This is a genomic window from Cellvibrio sp. OA-2007, from assembly GCF_000953825.1.
Lineage (GTDB): Bacteria > Pseudomonadota > Gammaproteobacteria > Pseudomonadales > Cellvibrionaceae > Cellvibrio.
Genome location: NZ_BBUL01000083.1, coordinates 56,808 through 78,808 on the forward strand (window position 1 = coordinate 56,808; position 22,001 = coordinate 78,808).

General features: G+C 48.9%; 18 protein-coding genes. 16 read left to right on the forward strand and 2 right to left on the reverse strand.

What is annotated here, in order from left to right:
* Positions 1-91 precede the first annotated feature (91 nt).
* The 6 genes from AWU77_RS06780 (at position 92) to tadA (ending at position 7,374) form a co-directional block, all read left to right on the forward strand.
* Positions 92-3,439, forward strand: a complete 3,348-nt coding sequence (locus AWU77_RS06780; protein ID WP_062060666.1) for a CPBP family intramembrane glutamic endopeptidase — start codon at positions 92-94, stop codon at positions 3,437-3,439.
* Between the two features lie 104 nt (positions 3,440-3,543).
* Complete coding sequence (gene pdxH, locus AWU77_RS06785; protein ID WP_062060669.1) at positions 3,544-4,188, forward strand: pyridoxamine 5'-phosphate oxidase; 645 nt, start codon at positions 3,544-3,546, stop codon at positions 4,186-4,188.
* A gap of 13 nt (positions 4,189-4,201) precedes the next feature.
* A complete protein-coding gene (locus AWU77_RS06790; protein WP_062060792.1) occupies positions 4,202-5,182 on the forward strand; it encodes an NAD(P)H-quinone oxidoreductase in 981 nt (326 codons plus the stop codon).
* A 155-nt stretch (positions 5,183-5,337) separates the two neighbouring features.
* Positions 5,338-6,537, forward strand: coding sequence for a CaiB/BaiF CoA-transferase family protein (locus AWU77_RS06795; protein ID WP_062060672.1), 1,200 nt, complete (start codon positions 5,338-5,340; stop codon positions 6,535-6,537).
* Positions 6,538-6,547: 10 nt separating this feature from the next.
* On the forward strand, positions 6,548-6,817 hold the full coding sequence (locus tag AWU77_RS06800) for a DUF1653 domain-containing protein (RefSeq protein ID WP_062060674.1): 270 nt from the start codon (positions 6,548-6,550) through the stop codon (positions 6,815-6,817).
* 2 nt (positions 6,818-6,819) lie between these two features.
* On the forward strand, positions 6,820-7,374 hold the full coding sequence (tadA, locus tag AWU77_RS06805) for a tRNA adenosine(34) deaminase TadA (RefSeq protein WP_255353637.1): 555 nt from the start codon (positions 6,820-6,822) through the stop codon (positions 7,372-7,374).
* A gap of 344 nt (positions 7,375-7,718) precedes the next feature.
* Here tadA and ppnN read toward each other — a convergent pair whose 3' ends face one another.
* Positions 7,719-9,131 (reverse strand): nucleotide 5'-monophosphate nucleosidase PpnN, encoded by a 1,413-nt coding sequence (gene ppnN / locus AWU77_RS06810; RefSeq protein ID WP_062060677.1) that lies wholly within the window; start codon positions 9,129-9,131, stop codon positions 7,719-7,721.
* Positions 9,132-9,396: 265 nt separating this feature from the next.
* Here ppnN and AWU77_RS06815 point away from each other — a divergent pair, with 265 nt between their 5' ends.
* The gene (locus tag AWU77_RS06815) at positions 9,397-10,065 is read left to right on the forward strand and encodes an alpha/beta hydrolase (RefSeq protein ID WP_062060683.1); all 669 of its coding nucleotides are present in this window, start codon (positions 9,397-9,399) and stop codon (positions 10,063-10,065) included.
* On the opposite strand, the gene AWU77_RS06820 is transcribed toward AWU77_RS06815, so the two are convergent.
* Complete coding sequence (locus tag AWU77_RS06820) at positions 10,066-11,151, reverse strand: beta-N-acetylglucosaminidase domain-containing protein (protein WP_062060686.1); 1,086 nt, start codon at positions 11,149-11,151, stop codon at positions 10,066-10,068. It abuts the gene before it with no gap.
* A gap of 429 nt (positions 11,152-11,580) precedes the next feature.
* Between AWU77_RS06820 and pgi the strand changes: the two genes are divergently transcribed.
* From pgi to AWU77_RS06865, 9 genes are all read left to right on the forward strand, one after another.
* On the forward strand, positions 11,581-13,254 hold the full coding sequence (pgi, locus tag AWU77_RS06825; RefSeq protein ID WP_062060689.1) for a glucose-6-phosphate isomerase: 1,674 nt from the start codon (positions 11,581-11,583) through the stop codon (positions 13,252-13,254).
* A 114-nt stretch (positions 13,255-13,368) separates the two neighbouring features.
* Positions 13,369-15,195 (forward strand): phosphogluconate dehydratase, encoded by a 1,827-nt coding sequence (gene edd / locus AWU77_RS06830; RefSeq protein ID WP_062060692.1) that lies wholly within the window; start codon positions 13,369-13,371, stop codon positions 15,193-15,195.
* Between the two features lie 96 nt (positions 15,196-15,291).
* Entirely contained in the window at positions 15,292-16,779 is a 1,488-nt protein-coding gene (gene zwf / locus AWU77_RS06835; protein WP_062060695.1) for a glucose-6-phosphate dehydrogenase, read from the forward strand.
* Positions 16,773-17,483, forward strand: a complete 711-nt coding sequence (gene pgl, locus AWU77_RS06840) for a 6-phosphogluconolactonase (protein ID WP_062060698.1) — start codon at positions 16,773-16,775, stop codon at positions 17,481-17,483. Before zwf ends, pgl begins: the two co-directional genes overlap by 7 nt.
* Positions 17,484-17,552: 69 nt before the next feature.
* The gene (eda, locus tag AWU77_RS06845; protein ID WP_007642915.1) at positions 17,553-18,188 is read left to right on the forward strand and encodes a bifunctional 4-hydroxy-2-oxoglutarate aldolase/2-dehydro-3-deoxy-phosphogluconate aldolase; all 636 of its coding nucleotides are present in this window, start codon (positions 17,553-17,555) and stop codon (positions 18,186-18,188) included.
* Positions 18,189-18,292: 104 nt separating this feature from the next.
* The gene (gene gap / locus AWU77_RS06850; protein WP_062060701.1) at positions 18,293-19,297 is read left to right on the forward strand and encodes a type I glyceraldehyde-3-phosphate dehydrogenase; all 1,005 of its coding nucleotides are present in this window, start codon (positions 18,293-18,295) and stop codon (positions 19,295-19,297) included.
* Positions 19,298-19,309: 12 nt separating this feature from the next.
* Complete coding sequence (gene pyk, locus AWU77_RS06855) at positions 19,310-20,755, forward strand: pyruvate kinase (protein WP_062060704.1); 1,446 nt, start codon at positions 19,310-19,312, stop codon at positions 20,753-20,755.
* Positions 20,756-20,836: 81 nt separating this feature from the next.
* The gene (locus AWU77_RS06860; RefSeq protein WP_062060707.1) at positions 20,837-21,646 is read left to right on the forward strand and encodes a M23 family metallopeptidase; all 810 of its coding nucleotides are present in this window, start codon (positions 20,837-20,839) and stop codon (positions 21,644-21,646) included.
* A gap of 128 nt (positions 21,647-21,774) precedes the next feature.
* Positions 21,775-21,969: a Trm112 family protein gene (locus AWU77_RS06865; protein WP_062060710.1), complete on the forward strand. Its 195-nt coding sequence runs from the start codon at positions 21,775-21,777 to the stop codon at positions 21,967-21,969.
* The last annotated feature ends 32 nt before the right edge of the window (positions 21,970-22,001 follow it).

Genomic DNA, 22,001 nt, shown 5'->3' on the forward strand with positions numbered 1-22,001 from the left:
CCTCCTTTGTAATTCCCTATAGGATTCGCACCTTGTCTATTCAATGTGTTTCCGTGATGGACAATATCACGATAATCAATAAGGAAAATGGATGATGCAGGTTTCTTCCCAGCACTTTTTTTCATTTCAATCCCGGTTGTTCTGGGCGATTTTTTTAGTCGCTGCATTGATTGCAGCTGTAGCCGCCATCAAGTTGATGTTTGTGGCTGCACCGGGTCTCAATGTCGATATCACCTTTTCCCGCGAACAAGCCGTTGCCGCTGCGCAGCAATTCCAACAGCGTCAATTTCCGGAGTTAACCACCGAGCGCTCTGCCACTGTGTTTGTGAGTGATCGTGGCTTGCAAAATTATGTGGAGTTGGAAGCGGGTGGGGTCGATGCATTTCAACAGTTGATCCCGCAGTTGGATGCGGTGACGCACTACTGGAAAGTGCGCAATTTTGCAGCGGGGCAAGAGGAAGAGTTAATTATGGCGTTCAGCCCGCGCGGCGAGCCAATCTCGTTTGCGTATTTGATGCCAGATAAAACACCGGGAGCCGCGTTAGATGAGTCTGCTGCGCGTGAGCTTGCCGAGGCGGGCGCACGCTCTTTTATGGGCGAGCGTTTCAACGCTTATAAAACCTTGGAGACTAAACAAAAACGCCAAGCGTCCGGGCGTGTGGATTACAGTTTTACCTATGAGCACAGCAGTCTTAGTGCAAACGAGGCGCGCTTTCGGCTGGAGTTGAAAGTGGCGGGCGACAAATTAATCGCCGTCGATACCTTCAAACATATCCCCGAGGCTTTTGATCAGCGCTTTAATGAAATGCGTTCGCTCAACACCCAGATTAGTCAAATCGCCAGTTATTTTATGGCGGTACTGTTTGGCTTGGGCGGTTTGGCAGGTGGCGGAATCTGGTTGTTTCGTCGCCACCAACTTCGCTGGGTAAATGCGTTTTGGCCGGCATTGGTGGTTGGGGCTGGTCTGGCCGGCGCTGTATTTGCCAATTTGCCTATGGCCTGGATGAACTACCAAACCACCAGTTCGGCGCAGACATTTTTATTTCAACAGCTGGCGCAGGCCGGGGGGGTATTGGTATTTGCCAGCCTCGCATTTGCTACGATTTATGCAATCGCCGAGGGTTTGACGCGCATGGCATTTGCCGATCATCCGCGTCTGTGGGATATGTTTCGCCCAGCAGCTCTTTCGCCAGAAGTACTTGGGCGAGTGCTGGGTGCCTATGCATGGACGGGATGCTTTCTGCTGTATGCGATGGTGTTTTATTGGTTTAGCTCAACGGTGTTGGGCTGGTGGCAGCCTGCTGGAATGAATTCTGATCCTAATATTCTTGCCAGCTGGCGTCCGGCACTGGCACCGATTTTTACCGCGTTACAGGCGGGAACTTGGGAGGAGTGCGTATTTCGTGCGATTCCCTTGGCGCTGGCGGTCTTGATTGGCAATCACTTTGGCATACGCAATAAATTGGTGATTGTCACCCTGATTTTGCAGGCGCTGATTTTTGCAGGCGTGCATGCTAATTATCCCAACCTGCCAGGCTACAGCCGTCTGATTGAATTGTTTATTCCAGCGCTTGCATTCGGTTTGGTGTATCTGCGTTTTGGTTTGATGATCTGCATGATCACGCATTTTGAATACGATTTGGTGTTGATGAGCCTGCCGATTTTTACCGCTGATGATGCCAGCCTGTGGTTTGACCGCCTGCTGGTGATTCTCGCTGGCGCTGCGCCTTTGCTGGCATTGGCATGGGCGCGTCTGCGTGGTGGTCGGTGGGCGGCGTTGGGTAGCGAATGGCGCAATGGTGCACCGGTTGATCTGGTGCCAGACGCATCGCCAAGTACCCCAGCTGAAGCGTTCAGTATAGGTGCGCCACTCAGTATTAAACCTCTGTGGCTGGCCGTTATCGCCCTTGCGGCGATGGTATTGATCGGCCTGGGTGCAAATCGCACATCGCGCCTGGAGTGGCCGCAATACGAAATTGATCGCGCCCAAGCTGGCCAGCAAGCCGAACAATATTTACAGGAGCGTGGCGTGCTATTGGAAGGTGAATGGCGGCGAACAATTACGACGCACAATGGTGAATACCAGACGCGCAATTTTGTGTGGCGTCAGGCTGGAGCTGAGAAAACCCAAGAGCTCATCGGTAAATATTTGGATACCCCCTTCTGGGTCGTTACCTGGCGTAAATTTGACGGCCCGGTAGAGGATCGTTCCGAGTATTGGCAGGCGTGGATTTATCCCGACGGGCGTTTGCACGAACTGGTACATCAATTACCGGAAGGGCGTACCGGCGCTAAGTTGACGCGCGGCCAAGCGAAAGCCAAGGCAATGGCATGGATAATTGAAAATGGCTGGGGAAATCTAGCCACGCTGGAAGAAAAATCAGTTGAAGAAATCCTGCGTCCGGCGCGTCGTGATTGGGCAGTGACTTATCTCGATAAGCAGGCGTTTGATCAGGGCAATGGACGGGCTGCCATTGTTATCAAGTTGGCCGGCGACGAGGTGACCAGCTATGTCCGTACTATCGATATCCCACAGGAGTGGACCCGCGCCGAAACTGAAGCCTATTCCCGCGAGCAGCCCTATAACATTGTCTCCAAGTTGGCCTTATTGGTTTTGGTGGGGCTCGCGGTAGTGTGCTTTTTCCGCAAATCCAGCGGGCGAAAATTCAGCCTTATCGCTGCATTACCCTGGGTGCTGTTGATCGTGTGTGCCAATACTGCTGTGTCACTGCTCTGGATCGATCAAGCGCTGACTAATTTCCAAACCACTATGGGCTGGTGGATGCAAATCGGCATGTTGTTGGTTGGTTTAGGCATAGGTGCCAGTGTGATAGGGGCTTTGGTATTTTTCATCGCACAAGCGCTGCACACCGAGCGTCCGCGGATCGGTGCAAATTTGACCGGTGATTTTGTGCTGGGAGTCGTCTTGGCTTTGGCCTTGGTGGCTTATCGCGCGCTGATAGAGTTGCTATTGCCAACTATTTGGGCGCCTACACCTTACTCAGCTGATTTGGCGACAGCTGTACCTTGGCTTACTGTAGTGCTCAATGGTGTTAAAGCACTCTTTCCAAATCTAATGATTTTGATGCTGGTGCTCGGATTGTCCCGCTTTTTAACCAAGACCTGGCGCTGGTGGTTAGTTGGGGCAATGGTTGCGTTATGGTTGATTGCATCATCGCTGGCGAGCAGGGAATTTATGCTTACCTTTGCCTATCAACTGTTTAGCTTGATGATGGCTGGTCTTGGTTTCTTGTTAATTCGTCGTCAGCAATCAGGCGTCGCGCTGGCAATGCTAGGATCTATTGTCGCGTTGAATCAATTGGGGGTAATGCGTGCAATTTATTCAGATGCTATGTGGCAGGGCCTATTAAGTTTTGTGATTTGTCTTGCTCTTACCTACGTATTACTCCGGCATTGGTATGCACGTGGGGTAGAATAGCCCACATTGCTAGCGTCATCGAAAGGCACTGCAATCAGTGCCTTTTTTGTTTATCGCCTTTTTGCGGGTGCTTGTTGCGCTTGGTCTATATGAGGAGCAGTAGTATGGAATTAAATCTCGACAATTTTCGCCGCGAATACACCCAAGGTGGATTGGAGCGCGTTGACTTGTTGGATAATCCCCTTGAGCAATTTGACCGCTGGATGCAGCAGACAATCAAAGCAGGTATTCCCGACCCGAATGCGATGACTATCGCCACGGTAGATGCGGCTGGTCAGCCATCGCAGCGCATAGTGCTATTAAAACATCTGGATGAAAAAGGCTTTGTGTTTTACACCAATCTGAATAGTCGTAAAGCGCAAGAGCTAAAACAAAACCCCAAAATCAGTTTGCATTTTCCCTGGCACTTTTTGGAGCGACAGGTAAAAGTGTGCGGTGTGGTAGAACAATTGTCGAAAGCAGAAGTGTTGAAATATTTTGTCTCGCGCCCGCGCGATAGTCAGTTGGGAGCTTGGGCTTCACAGCAGAGCCGCCCGATTTCGTCGCGCGCGCTCTTGATGCAGCAATTTGATGCCATGAAAAATAAATTTGCCAAGGGTGAAATTCCGGTTCCAGACTTTTGGGGCGGATTTAGGGTTAAACCTCATCAAATTGAATTCTGGCAAGGCGGTGCTGCGCGCCTGCATGATAGTTTTCAATACAACTTGCAATCCGATGGCTCTTGGTTAATTCAACGCCTTGAACCATGATGCATTGGCTATGATGAAATTTATCGCATTAAAAAATTCTGGCGGCGTTGATCAGTTGGAATTGCAAACCATGGCAGTTCCGCAGCCAAACGCCGATGAAGTATTAATCCGTGTGTATGCTGCAGGCATCAATCGCCCGGATATTTTACAGCGGCAAGGTGCGTATCCAGCGCCTGCCGATGCATCACCTATTTTGGGCTTGGAAGTAGCGGGTGAGATTATTGCCTGCGGTGAAAAAGTGAAACGCTGGCAGCTTGGCGATAAGGTTTGCGCGTTGGTCAATGGCGGTGGTTATGCGGATTATTCGCTGGCACCTGCCGCTCAGTGTTTGCCAATACCAGCGGGGTTTTCCTATGTGCAAGCTGCCGCGCTGCCCGAAACGTTTTTTACGGTGTGGCACAACCTATTTCAACGCGCGCACTTAACAGCGGGCGAAAGTGTGTTAATTCACGGCGGTGCAAGCGGTATAGGCACGGCGGCAATTCAGTTGGCGCGCGCTGCGGGTGCGCAAGTATTTACAACGGCCGGGTCAGCTGAAAAATGTGCGGCAATTAGTGCGCTCGGTGCGATTTCCATTCATTACAATGAACAGGATTTTGTTGCGGTCATTAAAGAGCATACGCAGGGGCAGGGCGTGAATGTGATTTTGGATATGGTCGGTGGCGATTATATCCAGCGCAATATTTCGGCCGCTGCAAAAGAGGGGCGTATCGTGAATATCGCCTTTTTGCAGGGCAGCAAAGCCCAATTGGATTTTATGCCCTTGATGTTAAAGCGGCTCACCTTGACTGGCTCCACACTGCGCTCTCAATCCACAGCAACCAAAGCCACAATTGCCCGCGAGCTGGAAGAGAAAGTCTGGCCACAATTAAACAATAAAACTATTGAGCCGGTGATTGATTCAGTATTTCCTTTTGCGCAGGTTGCCGCTGCACATATGCGTATGGAATCGAATCAACATATTGGGAAAATAATATTAACTTTAGGTGAATAGTAGGCTTTCGTTTTTTTCGGCGAATGTATTCATTCGCCGTCACTCCCACTTGCGGGAGTCCAATGGTTGCAAGTAAACCTATGGATCCTCGCTGCGCGAGGATGACGATTCCCTACTTAATTTCTAATTAGCTGTTAAATTAAAGTGAAACTAATATGAAAAGTTCTCGTCGTCCCCTCGATGGCATTCGCGTAATCGAAATCGGCCAGTTACTCGCTGGGCCTTTTGCGGGCTGTATGCTTGGTTATTTCGGTGCAGAAGTAATAAAAATCGAACCGCCGGAGGGGGATCCTATTCGCGGTTGGCGGGTATTGGAAAATGGCACATCGCATTGGTGGCGTAGTATCGGGCGCAATAAAAAAAGTATTACGCTGGATTTAAAAAAACCTGAAGGTCAAAACATTGCGCGACAGTTAATGGATACTGCTGACGTAGTAATCGAAAATTTTCGCCCAGGGGTGATGGAAAATTGGGGACTGGGCCCCGACGAGATTAAAAAAACGAATCCCAAGCTGGTATATGCGCGCATTTCCGGTTACGGTCAAACAGGCCCCTATGCCAGCAAGCCGGGTTTTGCCTCTGTCTGCGAAGGTATGAGCGGTTTTCGCTATGTAAATGGTTTTCCCGATCAAGCACCGGTGCGACCTAATCTGAGTATTGGCGATACGATTTCTGGCATTCACGCAGCGCTCGGTATCGCATTGGCTTTATTGGAGCGCGAGCGAAATGAAAACGGCGGGGGGCAGGTGGTAGATGTTGCGCTCTATGAGTCGATGTTTAATTTAATGGAAGCCGTGGTGCCGGAATTTTCCGGTGCGGGTGTGATTCGCGAGCCTTCCGGCACCACGGTGACGGGCATTGTGCCTACCAATACCTATCGCTGCAAAAATGGTAAATACGTAGTGATTGGTGGCAATGGTGATTCGATCTTTCAGCGCTTGATGGAAATTGCCGGTCATCCGGAAATGGCCAATGATCCGCGCATGGCTAATAATGCAGGGCGTGTTGCCCACGAATTGGAGATTGATAATGCATTGGCGGCATGGTGCATGAGTAAAGATGCCGATGAAATTTTGCAATTGTTGGAGCAGGCGCGCGTGCCCGGTGGGCCAATCTACAATGCGCAAGATATGTTTGCTGACCCGCACTTCAACGCGCGCGGTATGTTTGAGCAGGTCGAAATCAATGGCAAACCCTTAAAGATTCCGGCAATACTGCCTAAGTTGGCCGACACGCCTGGGCGCACTGACTGGCCCGGTGGTGAAATCGGCAGCCACACGCAAGAAACCTTGCAAGCGATATTAAATTTATCGCCAGCGCAAATTGCTGAGTTAAAAACCGCGGGTGTTATTTAAGGTAATCACAATGAAATTGAAATCCGGTTTGTATCGTCACTACAAAGGCAATGACTATTTTGTATTTCAGGTGGCGACGCACAGTGAAACCCGTGAACCTATGGTCTTTTATCGCTGCTTGTACGGCGACTATTCCTGGTGGGTGCGCCCATTAGATATGTTTATGGAAACGGTTGAGCTGGCGGGCGAAACCATACCACGCTTTCGTTTTGTGCGCGCATTAACCGAGCAGGAACTGGCAAATTATTTGGCGCCTTTAGTGGAAGTAAAAAATTCGTGAGTATTGTTGATCAAGAACATTATCCCGAGAGCGGCAAAAAATTTTCAGCAGAAGATAAACGTTGGATGGAATATGCCATCGCGCTCGCCGCAAAAGGTGAGGCGATTGGCGAGGTGCCGGTAGGCGCGGTCATTGTGCGGGATGAAAAAATCATCGGTGAAGGATTTAATCAACCAATAACCAGCCATGATCCAACTGCCCACGCTGAAGTCATCGCACTGCGCCAAGCGGCAAGTCAGGTTCAAAATTATCGTTTAGTCGGCGCAACCATTTATGTCACCCTCGAGCCTTGCACAATGTGTGTCGGAGCGTTAGTGCATGCGCGAATTGCGCGTTTGGTGTTTGGTACAACCGAAACTAAAGCGGGCGCAGTGGTGAGCAAGTCGCAATTATTGGATCACGATTATTTTAATCACAAGGTGGATTATGCAGGCGGTTTGATGGCGCAACAGTGCCAGCATCAACTCAGTGATTTTTTTGCGGCGAGGCGGGAGCAGAAACGTAAAGAAAAACAGGCGCGGCGAGAATTGGATTCGACGGGTTCCGTCGACTTGTGATGCGTGCTATTTAATTAAAAAGCATGGCTCAGAAATGAGTAGGGGCCACAAAAGTGGCCCCGTACAGTTACTATCCCTAAGTAGAAGTAGTCAATTTGCGTCGACTTCCTTTCGTATCCCTGACCGCCTTTCCTCTTGCGCTAGTGCAATCCTTTGATGTCATCCGACATCGCGTCCCTAACAGGTGGGCGCATCCATTGACCTTGCCTGGCCAGTGCACATCATTGTCTACTTCCTTGATGTGATCATTATCTCCCTAAGGCTAACGGCAGAATAGTCGCTAAAGTCGCTAGTTTTTGTGAGACATTGACTACACCCTAGATCACTTGAGCCTAGCCGAGCACTTACTTTATAACTTTATAGCAGGGAATATACTCACGCCCTGGCAATTTCATCCGGTTTTGGCGAGCAAAGGACTCCAATAACTCGTCTACCGGGTGCATGATTTCGTAATCCCCGTGCAATTCAAAGTGACCGTGTTGTTCAATGGCGAGAATACCTTCTTCTTTGACATTGCCTGCCACAATGCCGGAAAACGCCCGGCGCAGATTGGCGGCCAACTGGTTGACTGGCTGGTTCTTATGCAGTTCCAGATTGCGCATATTCTCGTGGGTTGGGGCAAAGGGCTGTTGTAGGTCGGGGCTGATTTTTAACTGCCAGTTAAAATAATAGGCATCGTCGCTGTGCTTGCGGAATTCGCGTACTTTTTTTATGCCCTCTTTCATTTCGTGGGCGACAGCAGCGGGATCATTAACGATAATTTTGTAGTGCGCTTGCGCCTCTGGGCCAAGTGTATCGCCAATAAATTTATCGATGCGAGCGAAGTATTCCGCTGAGCTTTCTGGGCCGGTAAAAATAAGCGGGAAGGGGATATCTTTATTATCGGGATGCAACAATAACCCCAGAATATATAAAATTTCTTCGGCGGTGCCTGCGCCACCGGGGAATACAATAATGCCGTGACCGAGACGTACAAACGCTTCGAGGCGTTTTTCAATATCCGGCATGATGGTGAGTTTATTCACAATCGGGTTAGGCGCTTCGGCAGCGATAATGCCCGGCTCGGTGATACCAATGTAACGGCCATTGGTAATACGTTGTTTGGCATGGCCGATGGTCGCGCCTTTCATTGGCCCTTTCATCGCGCCTGGGCCGCAGCCGGTGCAAATATCCAAACCGCGCAAACCCAATTCATAACCAACCACTTTGGTGTAGTCGTACTCAACGCGATTAATTGAGTGGCCTCCCCAGCAAACTACCAAGTTGGGATCAAGGCCGGGTTTCATCAAATTGGCATTGCGCAGCATGTGAAAAACTGCATCGGTAATGCCTTCCGATGTTTGCACATTAAATTTAGGATTGCCGTAGAGTTCATCATTGTTGTAAATCACATCGCGCAGTACGGTAAATAAATGCTCGCTAATACCGCGAATCATTTTGCCGCCGACAAATGCATTGACAGGTGCATTTTTGACAGACAGTTTTATGCCGCGCTCTTCTTGTACGATACTGATATCAAAATCTTTGTAACGCTCCAGCAGCTCTTTACCGTTATCGGTATCGTTGCCGGTATTGAGTACGGCAAGTGCGCAGCTGCGAAATAGTTTGTACAGGCCGCTTTGGCTGGAATCTAATAATTTGGTGACTTCTACTTTAGATAAAATATTCAGTTGGTCGATAGGGGCAATCAAGGCGCTGACGGTTTCAAGTTTGTTGGCGTCTTGAGTGATAGCTTGGTTGTGATTTTGGTTGCTCATAGTATTCCTTAGTATCGAAGATGCAGTAATTCCGGCTCGCCGTAGCAATCATTAGTTGTTTTTGCCTTCAATCGGCTATTCATTAATTTCGAGGTGATTAATAGTTCCGATATGTGGTTTGTTAATCCTTGAGTCAAGTGTAGTGGGATTTTGCGGGTTGTGTGTAGCGCTCTACTTGCTCAATCGCGAAATTGTCAGCAATATTACCGGCCAGTAATTTTTTTGAGTAAAAATTAAACAATATTTCAGTGAAAAGAGAGTGGTTATGGAGTATTTACCTTGTGTTGAAGTTCTAAGCCAATCCCATCTTCCAGTGGTCGCCAGTGTTATTTGGCTCCATGGTTTGGGCGCGGATGGAAATGATTTTGCTCCTTTGGTGCCCGAGTTGCGCTTGCCCAAGGATTTGTCGGTGCGTTTTATTTTCCCCCATGCGCCACAAATTCCGGTAACGATTAATGCGGGTTATGTGATGCCGGCTTGGTACGATATTTTAGAAATGAACTTGGAGCGCAAGGTTGATGAGACACAATTAGTTGCCAGCGCTGAAGCGGTTCAGTCTTTAATTGAGCGCGAAATTTCGCGCGGTGTAGCGAGTGAAAATATTATTCTGGTAGGTTTTTCTCAGGGCGGTGCAGTGGCTTATCACGCGGGGCTGACCTATGCAAAACCGCTGGCGGGGCTGTTAATTTTGTCGAGTTATTTTGCCACGCACGCCAGTGCCAGTATTGACCCCGCCAACCAGCACACGCCGATCTTAATTCAGCATGGCAGCCGCGACCCGGTTGTGAGTGAAACGCTGGGTCAGCGCGCATATCGCCTGTTGCAAGATCGCGGTTGTAATGTGAATTATGAATCCTACCCTATGGAGCATACGGTTTGCATGGAACAAGTTGCCTCCATGTCAAAATGGATTCAAGCGGTGTTGCTGAAATAATTACTCGGTCAAACAAGCTGGGTCAAATTGGTATTCATCGTTGAGCCAGGCAAGTATTTCTTGTGCGTAGGGGTTGTTATGAAATTGTCGATAAGTCGCGCGCAGATTTTGTCGCTCTTCTTGTGTAAGTTTTTTTAATCCCAGATCTTGTAATTGATATATATCCCGTTGTAATTGCTCTGCCAGTTCCGCACCGCAAAGGTTGTTGCAAATTTGAGTAAACGCGCTACTGGCGGAGTAGTGTGTTTGCTCGCAATAAGCTAGCGGCAAGCTGGCCAAGGGGATTTGTGATAACCAGGGTTGATTCATCGGGTTGACTGCATGCCCGGCAACTTTGTCGGCAAGCTGGCTGTGGCTCTGATCAAATGCGCGCAACTGCAGTAGATTGGATTTTACTGCGCCGTCGTTAACAGGGTAGTTATCCCACAGAAATGGCTTGCGGCCGATTAGCTCAGTTACTTGCGCCAGGTGTTCGGCGGAGTATTGTGCCGAGCAAACTTTTTCACCAGTCCAAAATATATCGATACTTTTATCCAATTGTTGCGCAAAAGTTTGCCAGTAATTCTCTGGCATAGTGCCGAACACCTTTTCTAATACTGGATCAAAACTGTAATAGGTTGGGCAAAAAATAATTTTTTTTGCATTGCTGATCGCTGCTGCTTGATGGGCGATATCCGTTTGAATCTGCGCGAGTTGTGGAATATCACCGCGCATGTCATCAAATAAAATACACAGTATGTCTGGCGCTAACTGGTTGATCTGTTCAATGCGTTGATTGAGCTGTGCGCGTTGATCGCGTGAGTCGCTCAGATAAATTTCATGGGGGCTAAGGCCAATGCCAAAGTCCACATTCGCGCTGCGATAAAACTGACGTAAGTTAATCAACTCTTCTTTTGTTTTCGCAGACCAATCTTGTTGCCAATCCATGCGTAAATTTTTGTCGCTTTTTGGTGCATAGATGTAAAAATTGTACTTATTTAGCGCAAGAAATTGCGCGTAATTTTTTCGATCTTCCCAGCTCCAGCTGCGGCCAAAAAAACCTTCGATAACTCCAAGAAAGGGAACACTGTTTTTATTTATTTGCATGCAAGGGGCCTAAGGGCTGTACGGTTAATAGTTGCTGCGGGATTTTTAGTGGTTAAGGGGATTTTCACATCATTTCAATATATTTATCGCTTTAGTAAACACTGCGCTTTAATTGACACTCAAAACCCATCTGCCTATCATAGCGGCCTTTTTAAACAGCGCAATTCTCGCAGCAATTATGCTGTTTTTGTGTTGTTGTCACGCAACGACTGCTGCTTTTATTGAGATGAATGTTCGGCGCATTCGTAACTTGCCAGTTTGGTTTGCGCTGAAACGCTTAATTCTAGGATGGTAAGCATATAACTTTGAAACTGGTAGGAAGGTTATCCTTCACTACTTGTCGGAGTCGGGTCGGACTCAAACCAACAGAATAGAAATCAACCACTTGTTTAGGTATATCGCCTAGGCATTTTTGTTTGTGGAGTAGAAATGACTAACCCTGATGTGCGTCCTACCGATTTGCCCTCGTGGAAAACCCTTGCTGCCCACGCAGCTCAAATGAAGTCCCAGCACCTGAAAGACTTGTTTGCCGCTGACGATAACCGTTTTGATAAGTTCTCCCTGCAATTATCCACTCTACTGTTCGATTACTCCAAAAATTTAATAACCGATGAAACCAAAGCCGCATTGCTCGCGTTGGCGAAGGAGTCGAATGTTGAGAGTTGGCGCGGCAAAATGTTTGCTGCAGAGCACATCAATGCCACAGAAGATCGCGCTGTTATGCATGTTGCCCTGCGCGATAAATCCTCCAATCCTATTGTGATTGACGCGGCTGATGCCCGTCCGGCGATTAATGCCGAGCTAGAGCGTATGCGCAAACTGAGCGAAAAACTGCGTTCAGGCGAGTGGATCGGTTTCACCGGCAAGACCATTACTGACATTGTTAGTATCGGTATTGGCGGTTCCAATTTAGGCCCGTTGATGGTCTGTGAAGCGCTCAAGGATTACAGCGATAAACGCTTCACCATGCATTTTGTTTCCAATATTGACGGGGTGCAGATTGCTGAAGTACTCGCTGGCTTGAATCCTGAAACCACCTTATTTGTTATCTCATCCAAAACCTTCACCACCCAAGAAACCATGACTAATGCGCGCACTGCAGAGCAGTGGTTTATGGCGGCGGCAGGTGATAAGGCGGCAATTGCCAAACATTTTGTTGCGGTATCGACGAATCGCAAGTTGGTTACTGCCTTTGGTATAGCAGAAGAAAATATTTTTGATATGTGGGATTGGGTCGGTGGCCGCTTCTCGCTCTGGTCGGCCATTGGTTTGCCGATTGTGTTGTCGCTTGGGTACGAGCTGTTTGATGAGTTGCTGCAAGGCGCTTATGAAATGGATCAGCATTTCCAAACCGCACCGCTGGCGGAAAATGCGCCGGTAATGTTGGCCTTGGTGGGTATCTGGAACCGCAACTTCCTTGGTTATCCGGCACAGGCGCTGCTTCCTTACGATCAATGCCTGCATCGCTTCCCTGCTTATATGCAGCAAGCGGAGATGGAAAGTAACGGCAAATCGGTGAACTGGGCGGGCGAACAGATCAGCTACGGCAGCGTGCCCTTGGTGTGGGGCGAGGTGGGGATCAATGGCCAACATGCGTTCTATCAAATGCTGCATCAGGGGACGGATATTATCCCTGCTGATTTTATTGGTTCGATCGCACCTACAGTGGCGGTAGAAGGGCATCACGATGCGTTGATGGCGAACTTCTTTGCCCAGACTCAAGCGCTGATGCTGGGTATTGATGCGGATCAGGTGCGTCGTGAATTAAGTGCCAAAGGCATGAGTCCTGCACGCATCGAAGAGATTGTGGAACACAAGGTGCATCGCGGTAATCGCCCCACCAATACATTCTTACTGAACAAGGTCGATGCGCGCTCACTCGGCGCCTTAATCGCGCTTTATGAGCACAAAATTTTTGTTCAAGGTATCATTTGGCGCATTCATTCATTCGATCAATGGGGTGTAGAGCTGGGCAAAGTGTTGGCCGCCGGTATTCAGCCTGAGCTGGATCTGGCCAAAGAGACCAATTCCAAGCACGATGCATCCACGCGCAATTTGATCGATTTCTACAAACGCGCCAAAGCGCAAAGTAATCAAGAGTAAGTAATCAGCTAGCTGAGAGACAGAAAAACCAAAGCGCCGGGCAACGTACCCGGCGCAATTGTGCGCAAACCCAAGGTTTGCGATAGATACAGCCCCACGAGCAATGGTATTCCCATGACTGATGTATTGAACACAGATCCACGACTTATTGAAATTACCGAGCGAATTATTAGCCGCAGCCGCGACTCTCGCGCTGCCTACCTCGCACGGGTGAATAAATTCCGCCGCAAAGGGCCTGCGCGTCATAATCTGGGTTGTGCCAACCTTGCCCATGGGTTTGCCGCCTGCAATACCGCCGATAAAGAGGCGTTGGCCGAAGGTCAGGCAGCTAATATCGGAGTAGTCAATTCCTATAATGAAATGCTTTCGGCGCACGTGCCATACGGTGAGTATCTTGAGCCGATAAAAGCAGCGGCCAAAGAAATGGGCATGACCGCGCAAATGGCGGGTGGTGTTCCGGCGATGTGTGATGGCGTAACTCAGGGTTTCCCTGGCATGGAGCTATCGCTGTTTAGTCGCGATGTGATCGCAATGAGTACCGCGATTGCGCTCTCCCACGATATGTTTGACAGTGCTATCTGCCTTGGCGTGTGCGATAAAATCGTTCCAGGTTTGATGATTGGTGCGCTGTCGTTTGGCCAGTTGCCCATTATTTTTATCCCCGCAGGTCCCATGACTCCCGGGTTACCTAATGCGGAAAAAGCCAAGGCGCGCCAATTGTTTGCCGAGGGCAAAGTGGGCCGTAAAGAGCTGTTAGCGGCTGAGAGTGCCTCGTACCACAGTGCGGGCACCTGTACCTTTTACGGTACGGCTAACACCAATCAAATGTTGATGGAAATCATGGGCATACATCTGCCCGGCAGTACCTTTATCAACCCTTATACGCCCATGCGTGAAGCGCTTACACGCGCCTCGGTGCACCAGTTGGCACGTATTACCCGCGATGATCCTGTCACTCTTGCCGATATAGTCACCGAAAAATCTATTGTGAATGGCATAGTGGGTTTGATGGCAACGGGTGGGTCAACTAATCATGCTATGCATATAGTTGCTATCGCTCGCGCTGCAGGCGTATTGATTAACTGGCAGGATTTGTCTGACATTTCAGATATAATTCCGCTCATGTGCCGAATCTATCCGAATGGTTTGGCCGATGTAAATCGCTTCCAAGCGGTAGGCGGTATGGGCTTCCTGATGCGCGAGCTGCGCAACGCCGGTCTGTTGCATGACGATGTTAAAACGGTCATGGGTGGCGCAGGTTTGTCTGCTTATACCAAAGAACCATTCTTGGAGAACGGTGAAATAATTTGGCGTGACTGCGTGCAGGAAAGCCTTGATGATGCGGTGTTGCGTCCAGTTGCCAAACCTTTCGCCCCAGAGGGTGGCATGCGTTTGCTCAAGGGCAATATTGGTCGCTCGGTAATCAAGATCTCAGCCGTTAAGCCGGATCATCGCAAAGTGGTTGCCCCTGCAGTTGTGTTTCACAGCCAGGAAGAGTTGCAATCAGCGTTCAAACGCGGTGATTTAGAGAAAGATTTTATTGCAGTTGTGCGTTTTCAGGGGCCAAAAGCCTGCGGTATGCCGGAGCTGCACAAGCTCACTCCACCCTTGGGTGTATTGCAGGATCGTGGTTTTAAGGTCGCGCTCCTGACGGATGGTCGGATGTCGGGCGCCTCTGGTAAGATTCCGGCAGCGATTCATATGACACCGGAGGCCTTGGATAACGGCCCTATTGGCCTGATTCGCGACGGCGATATGATTGAGTTGGATGCTGAATCCGGCACCTTACAATTGCTGGTTAGTGAGGAAGAGCTCAGCGCTCGCCAACCAGCCCAATGTGATTTATCAGCTGTTCACTCTGGCATGGGACGCGAGTTATTTGCACCCCTGCGTGCCACAGTTGGCTTGGCTGAAGAAGGAGCTACAGTGTTTAACTGGTAACAACCCGTTAAATCCCGGACCCCGGACCCATGTTCGGGGTCTTCGTTTTTAAAAAGTAAATCCACTTTTCAAGATTCACAAACAGGATTACCCCTCATGCTTGAAGCATTTGATTTTGTCATCTTTGGCGGCGCTGGCGATTTGGCTTTGCGCAAGTTGATCCCAGGTCTTTATCGCGCCCATCGTGAAGGCTCGTTGGCTGCAGGTTGTCGCATTATTCCCACTTGTCGCAATCTTCAAATGGTTGCTGAATATAAAGACAAAGTGCGTGATGCAGCAGAAAAACACCTCAATGCAGATGAGTTTGATGCTGCAGCTTGGGAGGAGTTTGCCAAATGTTTGGTTCCAGTATTTGTTGATATTGCCACTAAAGATGAGCACTGGGATGCTCTGGCGCAATTGCTGAATTCGGGCGGCAATAGCCAGCGCGTTTTTTATCTCTCAACCCCACCTTCTGTCTTCAGTATTTGCTGTAAGCATTTGCATGAAATGGGGCTGATTACCGATAAGGCGCGTGTAGTGGTAGAAAAGCCGCTCGGTTACGATGCCAAGACTGCCGAAGAAATTAATAGTCAAATCGCTGAATATTTCCGCGAAGAAGCCATCTTCCGTATCGATCATTATCTCGGTAAAGAAACCGTACAAAACTTGCTGGCTCTGCGTTTTGCCAATGGCATGTTTGAGCATTTGTGGGACGCTAAATCCATCGACCATGTACAAATCAGTATTTCTGAAACGGTTGGTCTTGAAGGTCGCGCTGGTTTCTATGATGGTGCTGGTGCACTGCGCGATATGGTACAAAACCATATTCTGCAATTGCTTTGTCTGGTGGCGATGGAGTCACCCAATAAGATGACTGCTGATCGTATTCGTGCCGAAAAATTAAAAGTATTGGAGAGCTTGCGTCCATTACAAGGCAATACGGTTAAGTACAATACTGTGCGTGGTCAATATGTCGCGGGTGAAATGGACGGTAAAGCGGTTCCAGGTTATCTCGATGAGTTAGGTCAAGCCAGTAATACTGAAACATTTGTGGCTATTCGTGCCTATATCGATAGCTCTCGCTGGGCCAACGTACCGTTTTATCTGCGCACCGGTAAGCGCATGAAGCAGCGTTTTGCTGAAATCGTAATTCAATACAAAGATGTTGCGCATCGTGTCTATCCCGAATCAGCAGGAATTGCCACGCCCAATCGTTTGATTATTCGCTTGCAACCGGAAGAGAGCATTAAAATTATCATGGTCTCCAAAGACTTGGAGAAGCATGAGACTCACTTGCGTCCGGTGGTATTAAATCTGAACTTTGCCGACACCTACAAAGACTTCTACTCCGATGCCTACAAACGTTTGATGCTGGATGCCGCTGCCGGTGACGCCAGCTTGTTTATTCATCGTGCCGAAGTTGACGCGGCTTGGGCTTGGATTGACCCGATTATCGAAGCTTGGCAGCGCCCGGAAAACAAACCGCACGGTTATATGGCCGGTAGTTGGGGGCCGCAAGCATCCGCACAATTGATGGCAAGTGATCGCCGTCGTTGGTTCTCTATCGATGAAGTGTTGTCTGGAGCAGATCAGGAATGGTAAGCGAGCGTTTGTTTGAAAGTCGTGCGGAGATGATTGCTGCGCTGCAGGCAGAGTGTGAGTCCGCTTTACGTGAAGCAATTGAGGATCGCGGTGAGGCAACTTTTATGGTGTCTGGTGGCAGTACCCCAGAGCCACTGTACAAAGCACTGAGCGATGCGGATCTTAACTGGGAATCTGTCTACGTTGCTCTTGTTGACGAACGCTGGGTTGAGTTTGAACACGACAAAAGCAATGAAGCCTTTACCGTAAAACATCTGATCCAAAATAAAGCGGCTGTTGCCAACTTGGTCGGCATGAAAAATTCTGCGGCAACCGCAAGCGAAGGTCTTGAAGATTGCGAAGCGGCTTATCAGCAACTGGCGCAACCTTTTGATATAACAATTCTGGGAATGGGCTCCGATGGCCACACGGCCTCTTTGTTTCCCCATGCCCAGGGTTTGGATGAGGCGTTAAATCCCGATTCGTCACAATTGTGCGCAGCGATTACCGCTAACCAAAGTGAAGTGACAGGTGCAATTGTTGAGCGTATGACCTTGTCTTTGGCTGGCTTGCTGCGTTCTAAATCAGTGGTGTTGTTAATCACTGGCGATGAGAAACTGGCCGTATTGCGCGCAGCGCAAGCTGGGTCAGATGTAAAAGAAATGCCTATACGTGCGGTATTACAGCAGCAAAAAGTGCCCGTTGTGATTTACTGGGCACCTTGATTTTTTACTGAATATTGAACTGATCTTCGATCAGTTTTTCAAATTTTTTTGAACAACGAGGGACATACAGTGGCTTTAACTATCGATCAAATTGTCAGAGTAGCGCCAGTCGTACCCGTTATGGTGGTAGAGCGTATTGAAGATGCTGTGCCTTTAGCCAGAGCGCTTTATAACGGTGGTTTAAAAGTATTGGAAATTACTTTGCGTACACCTTGTGCGCTCGATGCCATCAGCGCCATGGTAGAAGACTTGCCCGATGATGCAGTTATCGGTGCGGGCACCATTATCACCCCGGCAGATTTGGAAAAAGCCGTAAAGGCGGGTTCTACATTTTTGGTAAGCCCAGGCACTACTCCTGCATTAATTGAAGCCGCTAAAGCCTGCCCGGTTCCCTTACTTGCTGGCGTTGCTACGCCGACAGAAGCGATGAATCTCTATGTGCAGGGTTTTACTCACCAGAAATTCTTCCCGGCTGAAGCAGCGGGCGGCGTACCTATGTTGAAATCTATTGCTGGTCCATTGCCGCAAATTACTTTCTGCCCAACTGGTGGTATTGATTTGGCTAAGGCGCCCAGTTATTTGGCTCTACCCAATGTGCACTGTGTAGGTGGCACTTGGATGGCGCCGAAAGAGTTGATGAAAGCAGGGCGCTGGGATGAGATTGAGCGCTTGGCTCGCGAAGCAGCCAGCTTGCCGCGCGGTTAATCTGAGGGCGCCGCTTGCTGCGCCTTACAAATACAACAAACAGGGCGCAGTTAACAGCGCCTCTACAGCAAAAGAATCAGCGAATTTTTACTTAGGAGAATGTAATGATTAGAGTGGCAATTAACGGTTACGGTCGTATCGGTCGCAATGTACTGCGTGCTTTGTATGAATCAGGCAAGCGCAGCGAAATTCAAATCGTTGGAATCAACGATCTCGGTGATGCACATCTGAATGCGCACCTCACTAAATACGATTCGGTTCACGGTGGATTTGGCGGCACTGTGAAATTTGAAGGCGACACTATGTTCGTTAATGGCGATGCGATTCGTATTACCGCTGAGCGCGATCCAGCCAAATTGCCTTGGGGCGAATTGAATGTTGATGTTGTGTACGAATGTACTGGTATTTTCACCAGCAAAGAAAAAGCCAGTGCTCACCTTGCTGCCGGCGCTAAAAAAGTCATCATTTCTGCTCCAGGTACTGATGTAGATGCAACCGTAGTGTTCGGTGTAAATGACAAGGTATTGAAAGCTACCGATACCATTATCTCCAATGCTTCTTGCACCACTAACTGCTTGGCGCCAGTGGCAAAAGTATTAAATGATACCTTCGGTATTGTACAAGGTTCTATGACGACCATTCACTCTTACACCAATGATCAGGTGTTGTCTGATGTGTTTCATAAAGACATTTACCGCGCACGTTCCGCCACCCAATCAATGATCCCAACTACCACTGGCGCTGCCAAAGCGGTAGGTTTGGTGTTGCCTGAATTGAAAGGCAAGATGGATGGTATTTCTGTGCGCGTGCCTACCATCAACGTTTCTTTGGTTGACTTGAACGTACTGGTAGAAAAAGACGTAAGTGTTGAAGCAGTAAATGCAGCGATGAAAAAAGCGGCGGAAACTGAAATGCCAGGTGTATTGGCTTATGTAGACGAACCACTGGTGTCTATCGACTTTAACCACAACCCACACTCTTCAAACTACGATTCACTGCAAACCAAAGTGTACGGCAAGTGGGTAAAAGTGTTGGCTTGGTATGACAACGAGTGGGGTTTCTCCAATCGCATGTTGGACAACACAATTGCATTGATGAACGCTAAATAAGAGAGCCCCATCATGTTAAGACGTACAAAAATCGTCAGCACTTTGGGTCCAGCGTCTGAGTCGGCAGAGGTGTTGGAAAAATTAATTCTGGCGGGCGTGAATGTGGTTCGTTTGAACTTCTCGCACGGCTCACCGGAAGATCATAAGCGTCGCGCGGAAATGGTTCGTGAGCTGGCTGCTAAACACAATCGCTTTGTAGCGGTGTTGGGCGATCTGCAAGGACCAAAAATTCGTGTGGCACGTTTTGCCGAAGGCAAGATCCACCTTAAAGTTGGCGACAAGTTTATTTTGGATGCCGCCTTGGGGCGTGACGAAGGCAATCAACAACAAGTGGGAATCGACTACAAAGAGTTGCCCAATGATTGTAAGCCTGGCGATGTGCTGTTGTTGGATGATGGCCGCGTAGTATTAACGGTTGATAAAATCGAAGGTACTCGTATTTACACCACTACTAAAGTGGCAGGTCCTTTGTCGAACAATAAAGGTATCAACCGTCAAGGTGGCGGGTTAACTGCGCCGGCGCTGACTGAAAAAGATATTGCTGATATCAAAACGGCGGCTGAAATCGATGTGGATTATCTTGCGGTTTCATTCCCACGCTCTGCAGAGGATATGAATTTCGCGCGCAAGCTAATGGTGGCCGCTGGTGGCCGTGCCGGTCTGGTATCCAAGGTTGAGCGTGCCGAAGCCGTTGCCGACGACGAAACCCTGGACGGCATTATTATGGCGAGTGACGCTGTAATGGTGGCGCGTGGTGACTTGGGTGTTGAGATTGGCGATGCGGCGCTTATCGGTGTGCAAAAGCGAATCATTGCGCGTTCACGTGCGTTGAATAAAACGGTTATCACCGCAACGCAAATGATGGAATCGATGATTAATAGCCCGCTGCCAACACGTGCAGAAGTGTTTGATGTGGCTAACGCTGTGCTCGACGGTACCGATGCGGTGATGCTCTCGGCAGAAACCGCCGCGGGTAGTTTCCCGGTAGAAACGGTTGAAGCGATGGTGCGCATTATTCTCGGTGCGGAAAAACATCCTACTGCCAGTTTTGATAACTACCGTATGGATCAAGCGTTCAGCAGTATTGATGAGTCAATCGCATTGGCTTCTATGTTTACTGCCAACCACCTGGACGGTGTGAAAGCCATTATTTGTTTTACCGAATCGGGCAGTACACCACGTTTGATGTCTCGCGTAGGTTCACAATTGCCTATTTTTGCGTTCTCGCGTCATGTGGGTACCCAACGCAAAGTAGCGTTGTATCGCGGCGTGCAACCCATTGCCTTTGATACTGACAGTGTTCCTTGCGCAGAAGACTTTGTGCGAGCTATCGAGATGTTGAAGGCACAGGGTACATTGGTTAATGGTGACCTTGTGATTGTCTCTAGTGGCGATACCACTCTGTTGGGTGGTACCAATACGATGAAGATCTTGCGTGTTGATGACAAAATTATCTAATTGAAGATAATGAGAAAAAACGGCAGCTAGTCTGCCGTTTTTTTTGCCCAAAATTTATTTTTGTTATTGGAGTTTATTGCGATGCTACAAAAGACTGCTGCATTTGTTGTGTTTTTGTTCGCCAGTATGGCCGCTAGCGCGCTCGAACTAAAAGGAGACTGGCAGCAGGGGGGCGTCATTGTTGGCAAAGTGCCGCAGGGTACGCTCGTTGAGTATCGTGGTAAAAAGTTGCAGATATCGCCCGCGGGAGAGTTTGTTATTGGTCTGGGGCGCGACGCCGCGCGACATGCAAAAATTATTACAATCAGTAGCGACGGCTTGCGTCAAGAACATGAGTTTGCAGTGAAACAGCGCACGTACAATATTCAAAAAGTGACCGGTGTACCACAGCGGACGGTTGATCCAGATCCCGCACAAGTTGAGCGCGCCAAGCGCGAAGCGCAAATGTCGGCTGATGCGCGCAAAGGTGATTTGCCGCTGACTTTTTTTGCGCAAAAATTTATATGGCCACTAATTGGCCCGATCTCCGGTGTTTATGGCAGCCAACGTTTTTACAATGGTGTGCCTAACTCGCCCCATTACGGGGTCGATATCGCCAAGCCTGTGGGAACTCTGGTAAAAGCACCCGCTGGTGGTGTGGTGACCCTTGTGCATCCCGATATGTTTTTTTCCGGTGGAACCTTGATTATCGATCATGGTCACGGCCTCTCATCTACGTTTATTCATTTAAGTGAAGTGCTGGTAAAAAAAGGTGATGCAATCACCCAGGGCCAAATAATCGCTAAAGTGGGCAAAACCGGTCGCGCTACCGGTCCTCATCTCGATTGGCGGATGAACTGGTTTGAAGAGCGGGTCGATCCACAATTGTTGGTTGAGCCAATGCCTGAGTGAGCTCACCCTTTGCTTTTCGGTAATTTAAAATCCTAATTCCAGCTATAGATTCGCAGCTCTAGAGACAGGGCTGCGAAAGGCAGTGTAAGATAGCCGCCCCCCAGTTGGCCTAAGCGTGAACCAAGACCATGATAGATAAAAAATTACTCAGTATTTTGGTGTGCCCTGTTAGCAAGGGTGAGCTTGAGTATCGTGCCGAACAGCAAGAGTTGGTGTGTTGGGAGAGTGGTTTGGCTTATCCCATTCGCGACGGTATTCCAGTGATGCTCGAGCACGAGGCGCGCAAATTAAGCGCTGAAGAGCTAGAAAAACATCGCGCCTAATTAGGCATATTTTGATCTTGTCAACCTGATCG

What these genes read in the sequence shown, in the direction of transcription:
- pgl (WP_062060698.1), top strand. Translation starts at nt 16,773, where the DNA reads ATGGTAAGCGAGCGTTTGTTTGAAAGTCGTGCGGAGATGATTGCTGCG.
- zwf (WP_062060695.1), top strand. Translation starts at nt 15,292, where the DNA reads ATGCTTGAAGCATTTGATTTTGTCATCTTTGGCGGCGCTGGCGATTTG.
- AWU77_RS06865 (WP_062060710.1), top strand. Translation starts at nt 21,775, where the DNA reads ATGATAGATAAAAAATTACTCAGTATTTTGGTGTGCCCTGTTAGCAAG.
- pgi (WP_062060689.1), top strand. Translation starts at nt 11,581, where the DNA reads ATGACTAACCCTGATGTGCGTCCTACCGATTTGCCCTCGTGGAAAACC.
- AWU77_RS06795 (WP_062060672.1), top strand. Translation starts at nt 5,338, where the DNA reads ATGAAAAGTTCTCGTCGTCCCCTCGATGGCATTCGCGTAATCGAAATC.
- AWU77_RS06860 (WP_062060707.1), top strand. Translation starts at nt 20,837, where the DNA reads ATGCTACAAAAGACTGCTGCATTTGTTGTGTTTTTGTTCGCCAGTATG.
- AWU77_RS06815 (WP_062060683.1), top strand. Translation starts at nt 9,397, where the DNA reads ATGGAGTATTTACCTTGTGTTGAAGTTCTAAGCCAATCCCATCTTCCA.
- edd (WP_062060692.1), top strand. Translation starts at nt 13,369, where the DNA reads ATGACTGATGTATTGAACACAGATCCACGACTTATTGAAATTACCGAG.
- gap (WP_062060701.1), top strand. Translation starts at nt 18,293, where the DNA reads ATGATTAGAGTGGCAATTAACGGTTACGGTCGTATCGGTCGCAATGTA.
- AWU77_RS06790 (WP_062060792.1), top strand. Translation starts at nt 4,202, where the DNA reads ATGAAATTTATCGCATTAAAAAATTCTGGCGGCGTTGATCAGTTGGAA.
- AWU77_RS06780 (WP_062060666.1), top strand. Translation starts at nt 92, where the DNA reads ATGATGCAGGTTTCTTCCCAGCACTTTTTTTCATTTCAATCCCGGTTG.
- AWU77_RS06820 (WP_062060686.1), bottom strand. Translation starts at nt 11,151, where the DNA reads ATGCAAATAAATAAAAACAGTGTTCCCTTTCTTGGAGTTATCGAAGGT.
- ppnN (WP_062060677.1), bottom strand. Translation starts at nt 9,131, where the DNA reads ATGAGCAACCAAAATCACAACCAAGCTATCACTCAAGACGCCAACAAA.
- pdxH (WP_062060669.1), top strand. Translation starts at nt 3,544, where the DNA reads ATGGAATTAAATCTCGACAATTTTCGCCGCGAATACACCCAAGGTGGA.
- AWU77_RS06800 (WP_062060674.1), top strand. Translation starts at nt 6,548, where the DNA reads ATGAAATTGAAATCCGGTTTGTATCGTCACTACAAAGGCAATGACTAT.
- pyk (WP_062060704.1), top strand. Translation starts at nt 19,310, where the DNA reads ATGTTAAGACGTACAAAAATCGTCAGCACTTTGGGTCCAGCGTCTGAG.